This window comes from Pseudomonas syringae (assembly GCF_001698815.1).
GTDB classification, from domain to species: Bacteria; Pseudomonadota; Gammaproteobacteria; order Pseudomonadales; family Pseudomonadaceae; genus Aquipseudomonas; species Aquipseudomonas syringae_A.
Genome location: NZ_LGSI01000038.1, coordinates 44794 through 64517, shown reverse-complemented (window position 1 = coordinate 64517; position 19724 = coordinate 44794). Strand labels below are relative to the sequence as shown.

Here is a 19724-nt window from a genome sequence, read left to right as displayed (position 1 = left end):
TACGGCGTTTTCATACGAATCCTGACACGTTAGTCCAGAATTGCTTGCCCTGACCCAAGCGGATGCGTACCTTTGCCCGCTTTTCTTACATTGCCCCCATTGGAGAGCGTCATGTCTGCTGATCTCGAGCATATCCGTCAAATCATGCGCGAGGCTGACTGCCTTTACACTGAAGCCGAAGTCGAAGCGTCTATCGCCAAGGTCGGTGCGCAGATCAATGCCGAACTGGCCGACCGCAACCCGGTGGTGTTTTGCGTGATGAACGGCGGGCTGATCTTCGCTGGCAAACTGCTGACTCATCTGAATTTTCCGCTGGAAGCGTCGTACTTGCACGCGACCCGTTACCGCAACGAAACCAGTGGTGGCGATCTGTTCTGGAAAGCCAAGCCGGAAGTCTCGTTCATCGACCGCGATGTGTTGATCATCGACGACATTCTTGATGAAGGTCACACCTTGGGCGCGATCGTCGACTTCTGCAAACATGCCGGTGCCAGCGCGGTCCACACCGCAGTGCTGATCGACAAAGACCACGACCGCAAAGCCCGCCCAGACCTGAAAGCCGATTTCGTCGGCCTGCCGTGCATCGACCGTTACATCTTCGGTTATGGCATGGATTACAAAGGCTACTGGCGCAACGCGGCCGGCATCTATGCAGTTAAGGGGATGTAATTTTCCGTAGGACCGGCTTCAGCCGGGAGAGCTTTCTCCCGGCTGAAGCCGGTCCTACGGAGTTCTCCTCAGCCTCCATGCTAAAGTGCCAGCCCAGTCCTTGCGGGAAGTCGAAATGAAGTTTTTGATCCGTAGCGCGGCGTTGGCGCTTTTGTGCAGTTTGCCTGTCGTGGCAAGCGTTTCAGCCGAGCCAATGCATGCCCAGTATCTGCCGCCCGACGACCTGAACGTCCGGGAAGGCGAGCCCGAGCAGCAGCAGTTGTTGCAGATCACTGAATATTCCGTGGTGATCGGCAGCCAGCGGCAGTCCAATCAGCAGCCGATTCCGGTGACCTCGCCGATCCTGCTGCGCCTCAAGGGCAAGCCGCTGAACAAGGGCGCGAGCATTTCCGAAGTGCTGATCCATTTTGACGGCGAAAGCAAAAGCCTGAAAAAGCCCGCTTACGACGAAAAAAGCCGCGTGTTGACCCTGTATTACCCGGTTAACCAATATCGGATGATGGTCGATCTGCTGCGCAGCGAGAAGGTCTACTGCCAGTTCCTGACCTATGCCAACGGCCACGTCTGGGCCGATTTGCACACCACACCTGCGCGTATGCGTTGAGCCTTGAGCCGGGCGGGGGGTAAACTGCCCGCCGGTTAACATGTCCGCGATTCAGTTGGAGTCAGCAATGCGTAAAGATAAGAAACAGTTGATCGGAGACGAGATCGGCGATGCGCAGATCAAGTTGTTTCTCAATTTCGAGCCGGTCGACGCCACAGCGCCGTCGCTGCACAAGCTGATCAAGGCTTACCGTGGCCTGCGGGTCAATGATTTCGAACGGTTCCTGGTGTTCTTCCGCGAAGCCGGTTACGACTTTGACGGCAAGGACGAGCATGGCAACGATTTCATCGCCTTGATCAAGGATCAGCGCAATGCCGAGGAATACATCGAGTTGATCGAAAAAGCTCGCGGCTGATTGAAACCTCAGAGCAAAAAAAACGCCCCGAAGGGCGTTTTTTTATGGCCGAACGATCACGCGATGCTCTGTACAGGGCTGCGTTTCTCGATCAGTTCCAGGCGCTCGTTGTTCTCGGTACTGACGCGCTCATAGAGCTGCGCATCGGTTTCGAGAATCTTTTCCCGCGCCGGGAAGATCTCGTTGAGCTTGGCAGCCCACTCGCCACGGGCTTTTTCCGGGAAGCAACGGTCGATCAGTTCCAGCATGATCGACACTGTTACCGAAGCGCCGGGTGAAGCGCCCAGCAGGGCTGCGAGAGAGCCATCCTTCGCCGACACCAGTTCGGTGCCAAATTGCAGCACGCCGCCTTTCTTGGGGTCTTTCTTGATGATCTGCACCCGTTGCCCGGCCACTTCCAGGCGCCAGTCTTCAGCCTTGGCTTCGGGGTAGAAGCGGCGCAGGGAGTCAAGACGCTGCTCCATGGACTGCATGACTTCACTGACCAGATACTTGGTCAGATCCATGTTGTCCCGGGCCACGGCCAGCATCGGTCCGATATTGGCGGCGCGAACCGACAATGGCAGATCCAGGAACGAGCCGTGCTTGAGGAACTTGGTAGTGAAACCGGCGTAGGGTCCGAACAGCAGGGATTTCTTGCCGTCCACCACGCGGGTATCCAGGTGCGGTACGGACATCGGCGGCGAACCGACGGCTGCCTGACTGTAGACCTTGGCCTGGTGACGCTTGACCACTTCCGGGTTGTCGCAACGCAGCCACTGGCCGCTGACCGGGAAGCCGCCAAAACCTTTGCTTTCTTCGATGCCCGACATCTGCAGCAACGGCAAGGCCGCGCCGCCTGCGCCGAGGAAGACGAACCTGGCGTCGATTTCGCGAGTACTGCCGCTGTTCACGTCCTTGATGCTGACGCTCCAGCCCGCACCTTTGCGGCTCAGGCCGGTCACGCGCTTGCAGTACTTGACCTGTGAATCCGGGGCGCTGGTCAGGTGCTTGAGCAGCTGGTTGGTCAGGTTGCCGAAGTTGACGTCGGTGCCGTGCATCACACGGGTCGCGGCGATCTGTTCATCGGCTGGGCGGCCGGGCATCATCAACGGCATCCACTCGGCGAGAGTGGCCTTGTCTTCGGTGTATTCCATGGACGCAAACGCGTGATGCTTGCGCATGGCTTCATAGCGAGTCTTGAGGAACGAAACGCCTTCCGCACCCTGGACAAAGCTCAGGTGAGGCACCGAGGCGATAAACGACTTCGAGGAACCGAAAGTGCCTTTTTGCGTGAGATACGCCCAGAACTGCTTCGAGACTTCGAACTGGGTGTTGATGTGTACGGCTTTTTTGATGTCGATGGAACCGTCGGCCGCAGGCGGCGTGTAGTTCAGTTCGCAAAGCCCGGCGTGGCCGGTACCGGCGTTATTCCACGGGTTGGAACTCTCCGCAGCGCCAGAATCCATCAGCTCAACGACTTCCAGCTTCAGGCTGGGGTCGAGCTCTTTGAGCAGTACGGCAAGGGTGGCACTCATGATGCCTGCCCCGACCAATACCACATCAACTGCTTCGTTATGCGCCATTAACGCGTCTCCAAAATCTGCAGCACCAAATTGACGGCATACGATCCCGAGGTCGGTCGCCAGGTCGCGGGGCATGGATCAAAGTAGTCCCCAGGTAACGCTGGCCAGGATCGGCATGTCCGGTTCTTCGCAATTTTTCGCATCGTCAACGGAGGTCACCAAGCGGACCTGAATAAGCGGTTCATAAAGCTTGCATGAACGCATTTTTCAGGCCGAGCGGCCATTCGACTATCGTCAAGGCCTCCGGTAATGCAACCAAATCCGTAGGGGACAGGCTTCAGGCTCCGGTCATGGAGACTGCGCAGCAGCGATCAATCCTGTTCAAAGGGGCTGGGTCAGACGCTAATAATGGTGCATTTACAAACGCGTACCTATTCATTTGCTCGCCACACTCTTGTGAAGTTGTGAAACCCGTTTTTTTCACGCTCTTTTGGAAACGTGAACCTCAAACCTCAAAAAGGGCTGCGCGATGGCAGCTCTGGCAGATCGAAGGCAGGCAAGAGTAAGGCGCTTTATGGCAGGAAAGGTTCGAAACGATTCACCAGCCAGCGAGTACAGATGCCTGCACATGATCTGTGTGGGCGGCTCTCTGTGGGCAATACGAAGGCGCTAATCCAGTGATTAGCAATGCTGCGAGGCCCGATCAGGAGACGTCCTTATAATCGGGGGGAGATTATAGCGATGAAACGACGGGAATTGATCTGATTAAGTGACTTTTATTCGTCGTGCGGTCAGACGGTGAGCAGCCGGTGCGCAGCGGACCGGCGTGCAGCTCGCTGTCTGCGGGCGTTGGCGGGCAGTGGAGCGCCGAGCCAGGAGAGATTTTCTTCGACGATTTCGACCCATTCGCTGCCTGCCGGAGCCTGACGGCAGCGTTTGAATGCCTGGCAAATGCCGGATTGGTCGACGCGGGCGTAGTGGCGATATTGACGACGCAGGCTGAACATTGACCAGAGAAAGTCCATGACGATGCTCCTGTTGGATTGAGCATAGGTTGCACGCTGGACGTGACATGACGGTGACACCTGTGTTGCTGAACCATTGCGGTCTGTTTGCAGTCCGATTTTCAACTGGTTAGCGTGCCGTGAGCGCCGCTATACTGCGGCACATTTAGTGCCCTGCCCATGGAGAGATGAGCATGCTGCGTCGCATTTTGTTTGGTTTGCTTGCTGTTAGCAGTCTTACGCTGGTCGGCTGTGCCCACAGCCCGCAACAACTTAGTCCGCAGCCCAAGCTGAACGCCCAGCTTGCGCCTGTCGGCCGTGGCCAGCCGGTTGTCGTGCGTGTGGTTGATGGTCGTCCTGGCCCGACACTCGGCACCCGTGGCGGCATGTACCCGGAAACCAGCGCGATCAGCGTATCCGGTGCCGATCTGCTGCCCAAGCTGCAAGCTCAGGCCGAAGCGGCTGTACGTTTGCTGGGCTTCACGCCGAGTGCCAGTGGCAGCGGTCCGCAACTGACCGTGACCCTCGCCGACCTGAAGTATCAGTCGCCTAAAGAAGGCCTGTATGTAACCGAGGCGACCATCAGCTCGACGTTCCGCGCTGACGTGCAGAACAACGGTAAAAGCTACAGCGGTCGTTACGCCGCATCCCTGGACCAGCGCTTCGGCATGGCGCCGAACCAGGAAACCAACACCAAGCTGGTCAGCGACGTGTTGAGCGATGCGCTGACGCGTCTGTTCCAGGATCAGACGATTGGCCGCACGCTGGCGCAGTAATAGCGTTACCGCGGGATCAAAAAACCCGGCCCTCTGTGAAGAGGCCGGGTTTTTTGTTGGTGCGCGGGACTTCCGTTGGAGCGAGGCTTGCCCGCGAAGAGGTCGGTGCATGTACCCATTTTTCCGGGGATGAAACAAAAGGCTTCGCGGGCAAGCCTCGCTCCAACAGGCTGCTTACATCATGCAGCCTGCTGATAAAAATCCAGAAAACTGAAACCGGTCTGTTGATCCATGTCCGGCAGATCATGGTGTTGATGGCCGCCGAGGGCGCAGTACACCAGCCAGTGGCGGTCCTGGACGTTGAAGGACAAAGCGTCGATCAATGCTTCCTGTTCGTCGCTCGGGGCGATCAGATACAGGCGGTCCTGATTCTTGGCGTGCAGCATGAATGGCTCCAGAAGGGATCGAGGTTATCCCTCGAGGTGCCATACAGTGCCCGGTTCAGGTTACGTTAAGGTGACGGTGGCTAGATTAGAGTTCTATCAACTCTGAACCCCACGGCGCGCTTTGAACACGCCATCGAGGCTGCAATGTCGCTGTTACCCCTTACGCCTGCCTTTACCCTCAACCTGCTCGCATTGCTGGCGGCTTGCCCCGGAATCGGCCTGCTGTACGTGACGCGAAACCGGGAACAGCGCGAACTCAGGCAGCTCGCAGTGCTAAGCGCCTTGTCGCAGATCGACGAACCCATGCATTTGATGGACGTCTCGTTATTGCGCATGAACCGTTTGTGTTATCGCGTGGGTGCGGCTTGTCTGGGGTTTGCGTTGCTGCTGTCGTGGGTCAGTACCGGGCTGTAACCCATGCTGTAACCCATAAAGAACAAGGCGCTCCTCAAGAGCGCCTTGTTCTTTGCAGCCGTCCGCGGGTTACAGCGCGATTCCGGCTTTGACCCGATACTGATTACGTACCGGCGTCGCGTATTGCTGGACCAGAAACGGACGATGTTCTTCCGGGCACCCTTCGAGGCGGCGCTGCCACTCTTCCTGGGCTTTGGCCAGTTCCTCGGGCGCAAACACATCCGCCGCCAATGGCACGCCGAGTGCTGGATCCGCATCGGCCCATTGCGCGTAAGCCAGGTAATGCACCGGGAACAGGCGATAGCCGCCGAGGATCTGCCGATCCATTTCGATGGCCAGCGCTTTGGTGTCCTCGAACAGCTCGGTGATCGGCGGCGCGAAGTTCACATGCACCCGGCCTTTGTAGCCGGTAATCCCCAGCGCGATGCTGACGTCATCCTCGCCCGGCACTTTGGTGTAACTCCCGGTGGTCGCGCGGATGTACAGTTCGCGTGCCTTGGCGTGGTCGCACGGATCGTATTCGTAGCTGATCGACACGGGCGTCAGGTTCAGCGAGTGGATCACCTCGGCAAACGGCTCGTCCTTGCGGCTCATGTGGAACATTTTCAGGATCGCCGATTCGGTTCGGTCGTCGCCGTCCTTGGCCCGACCCTCGGCCTGGGCGATCCAGATCGACTGGCAATCGTTGCGAATCGAGTGATTGATGTACGCTGACAGCAGCTGATACGCCGCCATCCTTTCCCGGCGTCCGATGATGGAGCGGTGCACGATGAAACTCTTGTTCAGACGCATCAGGTCGCTGACGAAGGGCTTTTGCAGCAGATTGTCGCCGATGGCAATGCGCGGGGTCGGCAAGCCTGCGTGATAAATTGCGTAATTGACGAAGGCCGGGTCCATCACGATGTCCCGATGGTTGGCCAGAAACAGATAGGCGCTGCCGGACTTGAACTGCTCGACTCCGGTATAGGTCACACCGTCAGTGGCGCGCTCAATGGTGTGGTCGACGTAATACTCGACCTTGTCCTGAAGCGTGGCCACTGAATCGATACCGGCAAACTCGCGACGCAGCTTGCGCGCCAGAACCGGTTGCAGCACCCAGCCAAACGCGCCGGCCAGGCGCGGGAAGCGGAAATGAGTCAGGATCGCCAGGAATGCTTTGTCGCTGAGCAGGCGCGCGAGTACAGCTGGGACTTCGGCGTCGTCGTAAGGTCGGATGGCATCGAATTCGCCCATCATGCTCTCTTGTAGGGAATGGCAGGAAAAGGGAGGCTGGGTCTGAAAATAACGTTCAGACTCTAGTGCATCAGCCTTCAAATAGAGCGCGATTATACGCACAACTAGTCCTGGAGACCTTGATGCAGGAATTACAGAGTTACGACTGCCCTTACTGCGGCGAACCGGTCGAAGCGGTGCTGGATCTTTCCGGCGGCGATCAGCAGTACATCGAAGATTGCCCGGTCTGCTGTCGACCGATCGTTTTCGATCTGCAGACCGACGGCGAAGACTGGAATCTGGACGTGCGCAGCGAGAATGAGTAATGCAGAAAATCTACGAGCCGGAAAACCTGCTGGAAGGCGAGTTGCTACAAGGCATGCTTGCCAGTGAAGGCGTGCAGGCGCATCTGACCGGCAGGGATCTGCTGGGCGGGGTGGGCGATCTGCCGATTTTTGGTGTGCTGGGTCTGTCGGTGGATAACGATCAGGCCGAACACGCACGGGAGTTGATCACTGCGTACAATGCAGCGCTGCCTGTGTCCGGAGACGAGCCGGACAATTTTCCCGACGTGCTGGTGTGCTGACGCGCTGCCCGATTCCGTTTTTTTAGCTGCCTGAAGAGTCTTGTTGCCCTCATGTGTGGACGTTATGCCCTGTTTCGTTGGACGCCCGCTTTTGCGGCCTTGCCCGGTTTCCCGGCTGACCAACAGGCGCAGTGGAATATTTCCCCGGCCGACTCGGTATTGATGCTGCGCGCCAGCAGCGAAACCGAAGGCGATCTTGAACTGGCCCGCGCGCGCTGGGGTTTGACCCCAGCCTGGCTGACCGACCTGTCGCGCACGCCGGCTCATGCCCGCGCCGAAACCCTGGTCGAACAACCGATGTTTCGCGATGCGTTTCGTTCACGGCGCTGTCTGCTGCCCGCCAATGGTTTCTACGAATGGCGCGGCACGACCCGCAAACGGCCGTTCTGGCTGACGCCGGGAGAGGGCTCGGCACTGTTTTTCGCCGCGATCTGGGAAGCGTATCCGGTGCAAGGGCATACCTATTTGAGTGTTGCGGTCGTGACCCAACTTGCCGCCAGCCAGCGCCGCCCGTTGATTCTTGATGCCCAGGGACAGAAAGACTGGCTGGCCGCCGACACGCCGTTGCCCACTCTGCAAGCACTGCTCGCCAGCCCGCAAACCGCCCTGCGCGAACGGCCGCTGGCCAATCTGGTGAATGATCCAAAGCTCAATGCGCCGGAGTGTTTGACGCCTTTGTAGTGGTGTCCGCACTGCCGTCTTCCCGGACAAGTCCGGTCCTACCGAATCCGTGAAACTCGGTAGGAGGGGACTTGTCCCCGAAGAGGCCGGGCCAGCCAAACTCAATTCAGCTGGCAGTTCTCCATTGCCCAAACGGACGCCTTCCCGGACAAGTCCGGTCCTACCGAATCCGTGAAACCCGGTAGGAGGGGACTTGTCCCCGAAGAGGCCGGTTCTACCAGAATTACACCTTGAACTGATTGATCAACCGCCGCTGCTGCTCGGCCAACTTGGTCAATTCGGCGCTGGCCTGGCTGGACTCGTCGGCGCCGCCGGCGACTTCATTGGCGACCTGGCCAATGTTGATCACGTTGCGGTTGATGTCGTCGGCGACCGCGCTTTGCTCTTCGGCGGCGCTGGCGATCTGGGTGTTCATGTCGTTGATCACCGACACTGCCTTGGTAATGGTGTCCAGCGCCTGCGCAGCGTCGGCGGCATGGCTGACGCTTTCGGCGGTCTTGCTCTGGCTGCCTTCCATGACCTGAACCACTTCGCGGGTGCCGCTCTGCAGTTGCTGGATCATGCTCTGGATTTCCTGGGTCGCCTGCTGCGTCTTCTGCGCCAGGTTGCGCACTTCATCGGCAACCACCGCAAAGCCGCGCCCTTGCTCGCCGGCGCGGGCGGCTTCGATTGCGGCGTTCAAGGCCAGCAGATTGGTCTGTTCGGCAATCCCGCGAATGGTGGTCAGGATCGCGTTGATGTTCTCGCTGTCCTTGGCCAGCGTCTGCACGACAGTCACCGCGCGGCCGATTTCCACAGCCAGGTTGCTGATTGAATTCGAGGTGTTCTGCACAATCTGCATGCCTTCATGGGCAGCGCTGTCCGCATGGCTTGCCGCTTGCGCTGCCTGTGTGGCGTTGCGGGCGACGTCCTGAGCGGTGGCGGTCATTTGATGCACCGCCGTGGCGACCAGATCGATTTCCGACATCTGCTTCTGCACGCCCAGATTGGTCCGGATGGCGATATCGGCGGTGTGCTCCGAGGAGTCGCTGACCTTCTGCACCGACGTCACCACCTGGCTGATCATGACCTGCAACTTGCCGAGGAAGGTGTTGAAACCCTCGGCAATCTGCCCGGTTTCATCGGCCCGGTCGCTGTGCAGGCGTTTGGTCAGGTCGCCTTCGCCCTGGGCGATGTCGTTGAGCATGCTGACCATCTGTTTGAGTGGGTGCGCGATCCCGCGTCCTACCAGCCAGATCACCAGCAAGCCGACGCCCGCGATCAGCAAACCGACCATGGCCATGCCGAGAATGTCGGTGTCGTGCTGCTTGCTTAAATCGCTTTGCAGCGTGTTCAGGTCGGCCATGACGGCGCTGAGAGGCAGCTGAATCATCAACGTCCAGCGCGCATCGGTCGCGCCAATGCCAAACGGCATGTACACCTCGATGTGCCCGTGTTCCTTGTCAGTTTCGTAGCGCACCTCGCCAATGTTGATTTTGGCAAGGTTGGCGACTTCGCTGGCGTCCAGGATGGTGGTGGCTTTTTCGCCGAGCTTGGACGGGTCTTTGGTGTAGGCGACCAGTGCGCCGTTGCTGGAGATCAAGGCCATTTCGCCCGCGCCGTCGTAGAGCTTTTTGTCAGCGGCTTCAAGCATGTCCTGAATGAAGTTCACCGACAGGTCCGCGCCAACGATGCCCTGGAAGGTGCCGTTGATCATGACGGGCTCGATGAACGACGAGAGCATGACCATTTTGCCGCCGACGCTGTAAGGCGCGGGGTCGATGACGCAGGCTTTCCTGGTTTCCCGGGAGCACAAGTAATACTCACTTGAACGCACGCCAGTGGACAACAGCTTGGTGTCCTCAAGGCTGGCGAGCTTTTCCAGTGCCAGGCTGCCGTCAGTCTTGCGGTACCACCAAGGCATGAAGCGGCCATCTTTTGGATCGGCACCGGCAGTGGTGGAATCCACATATGCGGCGTCGTTATGATCCACAGCGTTCGGCTCCCAACCAATGTAAGCGCCGAGAATCTTCGGATTCTGCTCCACGGTATTGCGCAGCAGATTGAGCATCTGCTCGCGGCTGATTTTCAGCTGCGCTTCGCCCTTACTGTCATTGATCCCCAGCAAGGCGTTGGTCCTGGCCAGGCCGGCGGTGATCAACAGCGGCGTTTCCAGCTCGCGCTTGATATCGCTGGCCTGGGTTCGGGCAAGTGCACCTAAACGCGATTCCACTGATTGTTCGAATTGCGCCAGGGTTCGTTGTTCGACCATCGCCTGGGTCCGCGCTCCAGAAAACAACGCATACAGCACTAACGCGACAACAACGCTGAGCACAATGGCGCCCGCCAGTGCAGCGATTGAAGACTGGATCGATTTGAACTTCATAGAGGCTCCGGACGTGACATTACGTCTGAACTGTCTATCGGCTAAGCTCTACAGAAGCATGAACTACATCCCCTCAAATGGACGTAAATCGTACCAGTACGTCGTTATTGGATATGTCCGTTTGTTGGGAACCATCAGCCGGATCAGCTGACCAAAAGGGCTATCGGATGATCTCTGGCGCATAAACTGTTCGCCGTCCAGAATCACCAGCATGTTTCCAGGGAGATTCACCATGCGTCGTTCAGTTGCCTTATGTGCCTTGAGTACCAGCCTGTTGCTCAGCGGTTGCCAGTCTGTAAACACCACCAGCGGGGATGCGGTGGGGGTCGAGCGCAAGCAATACATGTTCAGCATGCTTTCGACTGACGAAGTGAACAAGATGTACGCCCAGTCCTATCAGGAAACGGTGAGCGAAGCGTCCGGCAAAGGTGTGCTCGATACCAGCAGCGCCAATGCTAAACGCGTGCATGCGATTGCCGACCGGCTGATTGCCCAGGCGCCGAAGCTGCGTCCGGATTCCGCGCAGTGGCAGTGGGAAGTCAATCTGATCAAGAGCGATGACCTGAATGCCAATTGCGGTCCCGGCGGCAAGATCATTGTTTACAGCGGGCTGATCGACACACTCAAACTGACCGACGATGAAATCGCCGCAGTCATGGGCCACGAAATCGCCCACGCATTGCGCGAACACGGCCGCGAAGCGATGTCCAAGGCGTATGGCGTAGCGATGGCCAAGCAAGGCGCGGGTGCCTTGCTCGGATTGGGGCAGGACAGCCTCGCGCTGGCCGACACAGTGGTCAATTACAGCCTGACCTTGCCGAACAGTCGCGGCAATGAAAACGAAGCCGATCTGCTTGGCCTGGAGCTGGCGGCTCGCGCCGGCTACAACCCGAACGCCGCCATCACGCTGTGGGAGAAGATGAGCCAGAACTCCGGTGGTTCTCAGCCGGAATTCATGAGCACTCACCCGGCCTCGGCCACTCGGGTCGCTTCGTTGCAGGCGGCGATTCCCAAGGTGATGCCGTTGTATCAGGCCGCGAAGAAGTCCTGATCAAGCAAACCCGGAACTTTGGGAGCGTATCGCGTAGGACCGGCTTTAGCCGGGAGGAGGCCAGTCCATTCGCAGCAGCTCTGTTGCCGGAACGCTTGCCCTCCCGGCTAAGGCCGGTCCTACGGGTCCATTCCTTGCCTAGAGGTCAAGGTTGATCAAACCCAGCCGCTCACCTGCATCGCCTTGTACACCGCGACCAGCGCCAGCACGAAGAAGGCGCAGGCCGCCAGGCGCCGGATCAAGGTCAATGGCAGCTTGTCGGCGGCGAAGTTGCCCGCCAGGACAACCGGAACGTTGGCGATCAACATACCCAGCGTCGTGCCGATAATCACTAGCCAAAGGTAGGAATATTGCGCCGCCAGCATCACCGTGGCGATTTGCGTCTTGTCGCCGATTTCCGCGATGAAGAACGCAATCAGCGTGGTCAGGAACGGCCCGAATTTTCGGCCATTGCCGGCTTCGTCGTCGTCCATCTTGTCGGGGACCAGCGTCCACAACGCGGTGGCGGTGAAGCTCGCGGCCAGAATCCAGTGCAACGTGGCATCAGAGAAGAAACTGCCAAACCAGGCACCGACTGCACCTGCCGCAGCGTGATTGGCCAGGGTGGCCGCGACAATACCGGCGATGATCGGCCAGGGCTTGCGAAAGCGCGCGGCGAGAATGAGGGCGAGCAGTTGGGTCTTGTCACCGATTTCGGCAAGTGCCACGACAGCGGTGGGGACCAACAGGGATTCCAGCATCAGGGTTTTCCTAAGGGGCGGGTCGACACGGCTATGACACGTACAGCCTCCCCGCCCCGGGTAAGGTGTTCGTGTCATAGGTCTGGTCAAACCACCAATCCGTCTGAGCGGATTCGGGGTCGTACGCACCATGGTCTGAGGACCAAGTATGTTGATGCGTACCGGACGAGCATGGCGCTCGTGGGAGACTACTCCCCTAGGACGGAGCGGATTCTGCCTACGCAGACCGCATTCGGCAAGCGCTTATTTTCAGGCGCGCTTGGCGCGATAGATCCGGAAACCGTTGCCCTGAGCCTTGATTGCGCACACGCCCAGATGCTCTTCGATCAGCGGCTGATACTTGAGGAAGGCATTCGCTACCAAGCGCAGTTCGCCACCTGATTTCAGATGTTGGCGTGCTTTTCGCAGCAAGTTTTCCGTTGCCTGATAATCGGTATGGACGCCGACATGGAACGGTGGGTTGCTCAGAATCGTGCTCAAACCCATGGGCGCTGCGTCGATCCCGTCGCCGGTCAACACCTCGGCTTCCAGGCCATTGGCGGCCAGGGTCAGACGGCTGCTGGCCGTGGCGAAGGCGTCCACGTCGAGCATGATCACGTTGTTGTGCGGGTAGCGACGTTTTACCGCAGCCCCGAGGACGCCGGCACCACAGCCGAAATCCAGCAGGTTGCCGCTGGGCAGCTTGTCGATATTCTGCAACAAAAGCGCCGAACCGCGATCCAGACGACCGTGGCTGAAGACGCCCGGCAGGCTGACGACTTTCAGCGGGCCATCATCCATTTCCACGTCGTAATGCTGGGCGAGGCTTTCCAGGGTTACCGCTTGCGGAGCTTCCTCGACGGTGACTTGCCACAGTTGGCAATGCCGCGCGCTGTCCAGCTTGCGCGCACGACCGAACGGGCTCAACTGGCGGGCCGCCGCTTCGATGCCGCTGCGTTTCTCTCCGACCAGAAACAACTCGCGGCCGGCCAGGCGGGAGGCCAGGGCATTGAGGATGTAATCGGTCAGATCACGGGATTTGGGCAGAAACACCACGGCAGTGTCGAAAGCTTCGTGCGGCGCGTCGACACCAAAGTGCGTGCGGCCCTCAAAGCGCGCATCCAGAGCCGTCTGATCGCCCGCATGCCAGCACCAGCCGCGTGCCTCTGGCAAACGGCCAAGCAGATCATCGGCTGGCAAGCCGGCCAGCAGCAACGAGCCCTGAAACAGCTCGGCCTGACGGAGTAACACTTCACTGCGCGGGTCCATTGAAGGGCTCCTTGAAAAGGGGCGCAGTCTAGCAGAGCTTGGGTCATAGCCGGTTACGCCGAGGCACGAGTCCGTAGGAGCGGCTTTAGCCGGGAGCCTAATGTAAAACTTTCTCCCGGCTGAAGCCGGTCCTACGAGCCGGTCCTACACCACCCGCATCGGTTTACCGGCAAAGAACGCCAGCGCATTTTCCGTAACCTGGGTAACGATCCGTTGCCGTGCCTCACGAGCACCCCAAGCGCTGTGCGGGGTGATGATCAGGCGCGGAATATCGCCGGCCAGCAGCGGATTGCCAGCAACTGGCGGCTCCACGGTCAAGACATCCGATGCAGCGCCGCCCAGATGACCGTTGCGCAACGCATCAGCCAGCGCCTGTTCATTGATAAGCCCGCCGCGCGCGGTGTTGATCACATACGCATGGGGCTTGAGCAGGCTCAACTCATGCGCGCCGATCATGTCGCGCGTGTGCTCATTGAGCGGGCAGTGCAAGGTCAAGGCATCGATCTGCGGCAGCAGTTCTGCCAGCGGCAAGCGATCAGCGCGGGCCGGGCGGCCGGGGATTTGTCCGAGCAGGACGCGCATGCCAAAGGCTTCAGCCAGCTTGGCCACCGCGCCGCCGAGTTCGCCATGACCCAACAAACCGAGGGTTTTGCCTTCCAGTTCGAAAATCGGGAAGTCCAGCAGGCAAAACTGTTTCGACTTCTGCCACTGGCCGTGTTGCACGGCGTTCTGGTAGTCCGGCAGCCGGGTAGCGAGGGCGAGCAACAACATCAGCGTGTGTTGGGCCACCGACGGCGTGCCGTAACCCTGGCAATTACAGACGGTGACGCCGTGCTGGCGGGCGGCCTCCAGGTCGACGTTGTTGGTGCCGGTCGCAGTGACCAGTACCAGCTTCAAGTCGGGACATGCGGCGAAGGTGGCCGCATCAATCATGATCTTGTTACTGATCGCCACGGTTGCGCCTTGCAGACGTTCAATCACCTGATCGGGCGTGGTGCTGGCATGCAGCACCAAATCGGTAAAACATTCGCGCAACGTGCTGAAGTCCAGATCACCCAGATCCAGGGAAGTGTGGTCGAGAAAAACTGCCTTACCGTGATTGCTCATCAGCTGTACCTGTTATTGGAAGTTTCGAAGGCTTAATGTGGTCAGCCTAACAGAGCGAAACGCTTGCTTACATTTTTGGAGAAACGCATGTATTGGGCGGAATTTCTGACCGTTGCCTTGATTCACCTGCTCGCCGTCGCCAGTCCCGGCCCGGATTTCGCCGTGGTGGTGCGTGAAAGCGTGACCCACGGCCGCAAAGCCGGGACGTATACGGCCATGGGCGTGGGCACCGCGATTTTTGTGCATGTGGGCTATTCGTTGTTGGGGATCGGTCTGATCGTTTCCCAGTCCATCGTGCTGTTCAACGCCTTGAAATGGGCTGCTGCGGCTTATCTGCTGTACATCGGCTTCAAGGCCTTGCGCGCCAAACCGGCCAACGCCAGCGATGCTCCGGTCAAGGTTGCGGTGGGTGAGCGCACGGCGCGCGGCGCCTTTACCAGCGGCTTTGTTACCAACGGTCTGAACCCCAAGGCGACGCTGTTCTTTCTGTCGCTGTTCACCGTGGTGATCAATCCGCACACGCCATTGTGGGTGCAAGCGGGCTACGGCGTTTACCTGGCAGTGGCAACCGGCCTGTGGTTCTGCATGGTGGCGCGCCTGTTCAGCCAGGAGCGTGTCCGCGCAGGCTTCGCGCGTATGGGCCACTGGTTTGATCGGGCCATGGGCGCCGTGCTGGTGGCATTGGGCTTGAAACTGGCGTTTACCGAGATTCGCTGATAAAGCCATCACACCACCTGGAATGCATTGCGTAGGACTGGCTTTAGCCGGGAGGAGGCCATTCCACGCGCAGCAGCCACGTCGTTAGAACTCTCGCCCTCCCGGCTGAAGCCGGTCCTACGGATCTCTTGTCGGCTGCGGTATAGCGCGGTGTCAGCTTCAGGGTTGAATCCTCCATGGCTTTGAGAGAAAGCTGGCAATTCGCCTCCCCTGACGCTCATCCAGCAAATCATCCCTTCGGCTGATTTGGCTGGCGGGCCGGGCCTCTAGAGTGCATATTTTCAAGCCTCGACTTTGCACTCGAAAAGGAACTCCTATGCTGCAGACCCGCGTTATTCCACCAGCCGATGGCGCCTATCAGTACCCCCTGTTGATCAAGCGGCTATTGATGTCCGGCAGTCGCTATGAAAAAACGCGTGAAATCGTCTACCGCGACACTGTTCGCTATACCTATCCCGAGCTTTCCGAACGGGTCTGTCGGCTGGCCAATGTCCTGACGGCCGCAGGCGTCAAGGCTGGCGATACCGTCGCGGTCATGGATTGGGACAGCCATCGCTATCTGGAATGCATGTTTGCCATTCCAATGATTGGCGCGGTGATCCACACCGTTAATGTGCGCCTGTCACCCGAGCAAATCCTCTACACCATGAACCACGCCGAAGATAAGTTCGTGCTGGTCAACAGTGAGTTTGTCGGCCTGTATCAGGCACTTGCCGGGCATCTGACCACGGTCGAGAAAACTTTGCTGCTCACCGATCTGCCGGAAAAGACCGCTGATTTGCCTGGTCTGGTCGGCGAATACGAAACCCTGCTGGCGCAAGCGAGCAACCAGTACGAATTCGAAGACTTCGACGAAAACTCCATCGCCACCACGTTCTACACCACCGGCACGACGGGTAATCCGAAGGGCGTGTATTTCAGCCATCGGCAACTGGTCCTGCACACCATGGGTGTGGCAACCATTGTCGGCAGTGCCGAACGCTTGCTGGGCACCGATGACGTGTACATGCCGATCACGCCGATGTTTCACGTGCATGCGTGGGGCATGCCGTATGCGGCCACCATGCTCGGCATCAAGCAGGTGTATCCGGGACGTTACGACCCTGAATTCCTTGTCGAGTTGTGGCGCAAGGAGAAGGTCACGTTCTCCCATTGCGTGCCGACCATCATGCAAATGGTGCTCAACGCCAAGGCCGCGCAAGGCATGGATTTTGGTGGCTGGAAGATCATCATTGGCGGCAGTTCGCTCAATCGCACCTTGTACGAGTCGGCCAAGGCCCGTGGCATTCAACTAACTGCCGCTTATGGCATGTCGGAAACCGGGCCGCTGATTTCCGTTGCTCACTTGAATGACGAACTGCGCGCAGGCAGCGAAGACGAGCGCATCACCTACCGGATCAAGGCCGGAGTGCCGGGGATTCTGGTGGACGCGGCAATTGTCGACGAAGACGGCAATTTTCTGCCCGCCGATGGCGAGTCCCAGGGCGAACTGGTGTTGCGCGCTCCCTGGCTGAGCGAAGGGTATTACCGTGAGCCGCAGAAAGGCGCCGAGCTCTGGGCTGGCGGCTGGATGCATACCGGTGACGTGGCGACGCTGGACAGCATGGGCGTCATCGATATTCGTGATCGCATCAAGGACGTCATCAAGACCGGTGGCGAGTGGATCTCGTCGCTGGACCTCGAAGACCTGTGCAGTCGCCATCCGGCGGTGCGCGAAGTGGCCGTGGTGGGTATCGCCGATCCGCAATGGGGCGAGCGGCCGTTCGCGCTGCTGGTGATCCGCGATGGGCATAGCATTGACGCGCGGGATTTGAAGGAACACCTCAAGCCATTCGTGGAACTGGGGCACATCAACAAGTGGGCGATTCCGCATCAGATCGCGCTTGTTACTGAAATTCCCAAGACCAGCGTCGGCAAACTCGACAAGAAGCGCATGCGGGTGGACATCGTCGAATGGCAAAACAGTAACAGTACCTTCCTCTCGACTCTCTGATACCCAACCTGCCGCGCTCCCCGAGTGCGGCAGGTCCGGCCGATAGCCCCCAGACAAGCGCCTGGTTTGTCAAAAACCGATTTCACACCACTCTCCTCACCGGGCTCGCCGCAGCGGTCGCGGGGAAATACGCGTGCCAGAGGGTTTGATGCTGCAAATCACACTTTAGAGGGATCTAGCGCTGCAACCGGCTGGATATAGTCGGCACCAGGGGCTGGGTAAGAGCGCAAAAAGATGCAATGTCGTGTCGTAATCCTCTGGGTTACCCGATTAGTGTCAAAATCGGAATTTCGACGAGAAGTCCGGTCGTTTTTAGCAGTACCCACTGCCAAAAAAAATAAAAGCACATGGAGTAGCGTCGATGACATCAGCAAACCAGTTCTGGCGCCGGGCGAGATTGCCCCTGGCCGTCAGCCTCGCTTCTACGCTCGCCGGTCCTGCATTCGGCGTCAGTTTCAACATCGGCGAAATCGAAGGTAAGTTCGACTCGTCGCTCTCTGTGGGCGCCAGTTGGTCGACTGAAAAAGCCAACAAGAACCTCATCGGCTCCAACAACGGCGGGCACGGCCTGTCGCAAACGTCCGATGACGGCCACTTGAACTTCAAACGTGGGGAGACGTTTTCGAAGATCTTCAAGGGCATCCACGATCTGGAACTGAAATACGGCGACACCGGCGTGTTCGTGCGTGGCAAGTACTGGTATGACTTCGAGCTCAAGGACGAAGGGCGTCAGTTCAAGGACATCAGCGACTCCAACCGCAAAGAGGGCGCCAAATCCTCCGGCGGCCAGATTCTCGATGCGTTCGTCTACCACAACTACAGCATTGGCGATGAGCCAGGTTCGGTACGTCTGGGTAAACAAGTGGTCAGCTGGGGTGAAAGTACCTTCATCCAGAACGGCATCAACAGCATCAACCCGATCGATGTTTCGGCATTCCGGCGTCCCGGCGCGGAAATCAAGGAAGGCTTGATTCCGGTCAACATGTTCTACCTGTCGCAAAGCATTACCGAAAACCTCTCGGCTGAAGGCTTCTACCAGCTGGAATGGGACCAGACCGTCACCGACAACTGCGGCACATTCTTCTCCCAGCCGGACGTGATTTCCGACGGCTGCGACAACAACCTGGCCGTATTGCGCAGCCGTAACGGCCTGAACAGCTCGCTGACCGCTGCTGGTCTGCCTGCCGGTGCCCGCGCTGCCGTGCTCAACTCCCTGAGCCAGCAAGGCGTGCGCTTCGGCAATCCGGATGAAGGCGCCATCGTGCGTCGCGGCCCGGACCGTGACGCCCGTGACAGCGGTCAGTTCGGTGTGGCAATGCACTACAACTTCGAACCGCTGGACACCGAGTTCGGCGCGTATTTCATGAACTACCACAGCCGTGCGCCGATCTTCAGCGGCAAGGGCGGCCCGGCCAGTGCCTACAGCGCGGCGGGTCTGGTGGGTTCATTGGCGCGTAATGGTATTCCGGTCGCCACGGCTACTGCGTTGGCGCCGACACTGCTGCCAGTCGTGGTTGCCGGCAACTCCAGCTACTACGTCGAATACCCGGAAGACATTCACCTGTATGGCCTGAGTTTCTCCACCACCTTGCCTACAGGCACGGCGTGGAGCGGCGAGGTCAGCTATCGTCCAAACGCTCCGGTGCAGGTCAATACCACGGACATCCTGTATTCGGGTCTGTCGCCGCTCAACCCGAACGTTTCGGTGCTCACCGGTCGCCCGAACACCGATCAGCCGGGCTATCGCCGTAAAGAAATCACCCAGATGCAAACCACCTTCACCCAGTTCTTCGATCAGGTGATGGGCGCAGAACGTCTGACCGTGGTCGGTGAAGTTGGCTGGACCCACGTTGGCGGTCTGGAAAATACCTCGAAGGTTCGTTATGGCCGCGACCCAAGCTACGGCCCCGGCCCGCTGCCGGGTGGTCAATGCACCACGCTCAACGCCAGCACCTTGACCGGCGCTGCGCAAAACAACCTGAGCCGCTACTGCGAAGACGACGGTTTCACCACGGCCAACTCCTGGGGATATCGCGCCCGAGCCATCTGGGACTACAACAGCGTATTCGCTGGCGTGAACCTGCGTCCGAGCGTTGCCTGGTCGCATGACGTCGAAGGTTACTCACCGGGCCCCGGCGGTAACTTCGAGGAAGGTCGCAAGGCTGTCAGCCTCGGCCTGGACGCCGAATACCAGAACACCTACACGGCGAACCTCTCTTACACCAACTTCTTCGATGGCAAGTACACGACTGTTGATGATCGCGATTTCGTTGCGCTCAGCTTCGGCATGAATTTCTAAGAACACGGTTTC

At 58.9% G+C, this 19724-nt stretch carries 20 protein-coding genes, 1 pseudogene and 1 riboswitch; of the genes and pseudogenes, 12 read left to right on the top strand and 9 right to left on the bottom strand.

Annotated elements, in window-relative coordinates; genetic code table 11:
* Window positions 1–111: 111 nt before the first annotated feature.
* The 3 genes from AFK24_RS10990 (at window position 112) to AFK24_RS10980 (ending at window position 1628) form a co-directional block, all read left to right on the top strand.
* Entirely contained in the window at window positions 112–669 is a 558-nt protein-coding gene (locus tag AFK24_RS10990) for a hypoxanthine-guanine phosphoribosyltransferase (protein WP_065833264.1), read from the top strand.
* 115 nt (window positions 670–784) lie between these two features.
* Window positions 785–1273 carry a hypothetical protein gene (locus AFK24_RS10985; protein ID WP_065833263.1) on the top strand — a complete coding sequence of 163 codons (489 nt, stop codon included), beginning with the start codon at window positions 785–787 and terminating at the stop codon, window positions 1271–1273.
* 67 nt (window positions 1274–1340) lie between these two features.
* Window positions 1341–1628: a PA4642 family protein gene (locus AFK24_RS10980; protein ID WP_065833262.1), complete on the top strand. Its 288-nt coding sequence runs from the start codon at window positions 1341–1343 to the stop codon at window positions 1626–1628.
* A 56-nt stretch (window positions 1629–1684) separates the two neighbouring features.
* Here AFK24_RS10980 and mqo read toward each other — a convergent pair whose 3' ends face one another.
* Window positions 1685–3193, bottom strand: coding sequence for a malate dehydrogenase (quinone) (mqo, locus tag AFK24_RS10975; RefSeq protein WP_065833261.1), 1509 nt, complete (start codon window positions 3191–3193; stop codon window positions 1685–1687).
* Window positions 3194–3924: 731 nt separating this feature from the next.
* Window positions 3925–4158: a hypothetical protein gene (locus tag AFK24_RS10970; RefSeq protein ID WP_065833260.1), complete on the bottom strand. Its 234-nt coding sequence runs from the start codon at window positions 4156–4158 to the stop codon at window positions 3925–3927.
* A gap of 173 nt (window positions 4159–4331) precedes the next feature.
* On the opposite strand from AFK24_RS10970, the gene AFK24_RS10965 reads away from it, so the two are divergent.
* A complete protein-coding gene (locus AFK24_RS10965; protein WP_020290452.1) occupies window positions 4332–4913 on the top strand; it encodes a YajG family lipoprotein in 582 nt (193 codons plus the stop codon).
* A 179-nt stretch (window positions 4914–5092) separates the two neighbouring features.
* Here the strand turns inward: AFK24_RS10965 and AFK24_RS10960 are convergent, their stop codons facing one another.
* Window positions 5093–5299 (bottom strand): hypothetical protein, encoded by a 207-nt coding sequence (locus AFK24_RS10960; protein ID WP_020290451.1) that lies wholly within the window; start codon window positions 5297–5299, stop codon window positions 5093–5095.
* Between the two features lie 144 nt (window positions 5300–5443).
* On the opposite strand from AFK24_RS10960, the gene AFK24_RS10955 reads away from it, so the two are divergent.
* A complete protein-coding gene (locus AFK24_RS10955) occupies window positions 5444–5713 on the top strand; it encodes a hypothetical protein (RefSeq protein WP_065833259.1) in 270 nt (89 codons plus the stop codon).
* A gap of 69 nt (window positions 5714–5782) precedes the next feature.
* On the opposite strand, the gene AFK24_RS10950 is transcribed toward AFK24_RS10955, so the two are convergent.
* The gene (locus AFK24_RS10950; protein ID WP_170826318.1) at window positions 5783–6946 is read right to left on the bottom strand and encodes a 1-acyl-sn-glycerol-3-phosphate acyltransferase; all 1164 of its coding nucleotides are present in this window, start codon (window positions 6944–6946) and stop codon (window positions 5783–5785) included.
* 122 nt (window positions 6947–7068) lie between these two features.
* Between AFK24_RS10950 and AFK24_RS10945 the strand changes: the two genes are divergently transcribed.
* Genes AFK24_RS10945 through AFK24_RS10935 form a run of 3 tightly spaced genes read left to right on the top strand, consistent with a single transcriptional unit; the run spans window position 7069 to window position 8192 of the window.
* Window positions 7069–7251 carry a CPXCG motif-containing cysteine-rich protein gene (locus tag AFK24_RS10945; RefSeq protein WP_003318204.1) on the top strand — a complete coding sequence of 61 codons (183 nt, stop codon included), beginning with the start codon at window positions 7069–7071 and terminating at the stop codon, window positions 7249–7251.
* Entirely contained in the window at window positions 7251–7511 is a 261-nt protein-coding gene (locus AFK24_RS10940) for a putative signal transducing protein (RefSeq protein WP_065833257.1), read from the top strand. Before AFK24_RS10945 ends, AFK24_RS10940 begins: the two co-directional genes overlap by 1 nt.
* 51 nt (window positions 7512–7562) lie before the next feature.
* Window positions 7563–8192 carry an SOS response-associated peptidase gene (locus AFK24_RS10935; protein ID WP_020290447.1) on the top strand — a complete coding sequence of 210 codons (630 nt, stop codon included), beginning with the start codon at window positions 7563–7565 and terminating at the stop codon, window positions 8190–8192.
* A gap of 223 nt (window positions 8193–8415) precedes the next feature.
* Here the strand turns inward: AFK24_RS10935 and AFK24_RS32030 are convergent, their stop codons facing one another.
* Both AFK24_RS32030 and AFK24_RS32025 read right to left on the bottom strand, forming a co-directional pair.
* Window positions 8416–9159, bottom strand: coding sequence for a methyl-accepting chemotaxis protein (locus AFK24_RS32030; protein WP_414705928.1), 744 nt, complete (start codon window positions 9157–9159; stop codon window positions 8416–8418).
* Between the two features lie 114 nt (window positions 9160–9273).
* Window positions 9274–9468: pseudogene (locus AFK24_RS32025) on the bottom strand (HAMP domain-containing protein); the annotation flags it as partial.
* A gap of 1321 nt (window positions 9469–10789) precedes the next feature.
* On the opposite strand from AFK24_RS32025, the gene AFK24_RS10925 reads away from it, so the two are divergent.
* The gene (locus AFK24_RS10925) at window positions 10790–11608 is read left to right on the top strand and encodes a M48 family metallopeptidase (protein ID WP_065833255.1); all 819 of its coding nucleotides are present in this window, start codon (window positions 10790–10792) and stop codon (window positions 11606–11608) included.
* A 155-nt stretch (window positions 11609–11763) separates the two neighbouring features.
* Here AFK24_RS10925 and AFK24_RS10920 read toward each other — a convergent pair whose 3' ends face one another.
* From AFK24_RS10920 to AFK24_RS10910, 3 genes are all read right to left on the bottom strand, one after another.
* Entirely contained in the window at window positions 11764–12348 is a 585-nt protein-coding gene (locus AFK24_RS10920) for a TMEM165/GDT1 family protein (protein ID WP_065833254.1), read from the bottom strand.
* Between the two features lie 70 nt (window positions 12349–12418).
* Window positions 12419–12558: riboswitch (yybP-ykoY riboswitch) on the bottom strand.
* Window positions 12559–12597: 39 nt separating this feature from the next.
* Window positions 12598–13596: a class I SAM-dependent methyltransferase gene (locus AFK24_RS10915; protein WP_065833253.1), complete on the bottom strand. Its 999-nt coding sequence runs from the start codon at window positions 13594–13596 to the stop codon at window positions 12598–12600.
* 144 nt (window positions 13597–13740) lie between these two features.
* Window positions 13741–14703, bottom strand: coding sequence for a 2-hydroxyacid dehydrogenase (locus AFK24_RS10910; protein ID WP_065833252.1), 963 nt, complete (start codon window positions 14701–14703; stop codon window positions 13741–13743).
* A gap of 87 nt (window positions 14704–14790) precedes the next feature.
* On the opposite strand from AFK24_RS10910, the gene AFK24_RS10905 reads away from it, so the two are divergent.
* From AFK24_RS10905 to AFK24_RS10895, 3 genes are all read left to right on the top strand, one after another.
* Window positions 14791–15420 carry a LysE family transporter gene (locus AFK24_RS10905; protein WP_065833251.1) on the top strand — a complete coding sequence of 210 codons (630 nt, stop codon included), beginning with the start codon at window positions 14791–14793 and terminating at the stop codon, window positions 15418–15420.
* A 316-nt stretch (window positions 15421–15736) separates the two neighbouring features.
* Window positions 15737–17413, top strand: a complete 1677-nt coding sequence (locus AFK24_RS10900) for a fatty acid--CoA ligase (protein WP_065833250.1) — start codon at window positions 15737–15739, stop codon at window positions 17411–17413.
* 361 nt (window positions 17414–17774) lie between these two features.
* Window positions 17775–19712: a DUF1302 domain-containing protein gene (locus AFK24_RS10895; protein WP_065833249.1), complete on the top strand. Its 1938-nt coding sequence runs from the start codon at window positions 17775–17777 to the stop codon at window positions 19710–19712.
* Window positions 19713–19724: the final 12 nt, after the last annotated feature.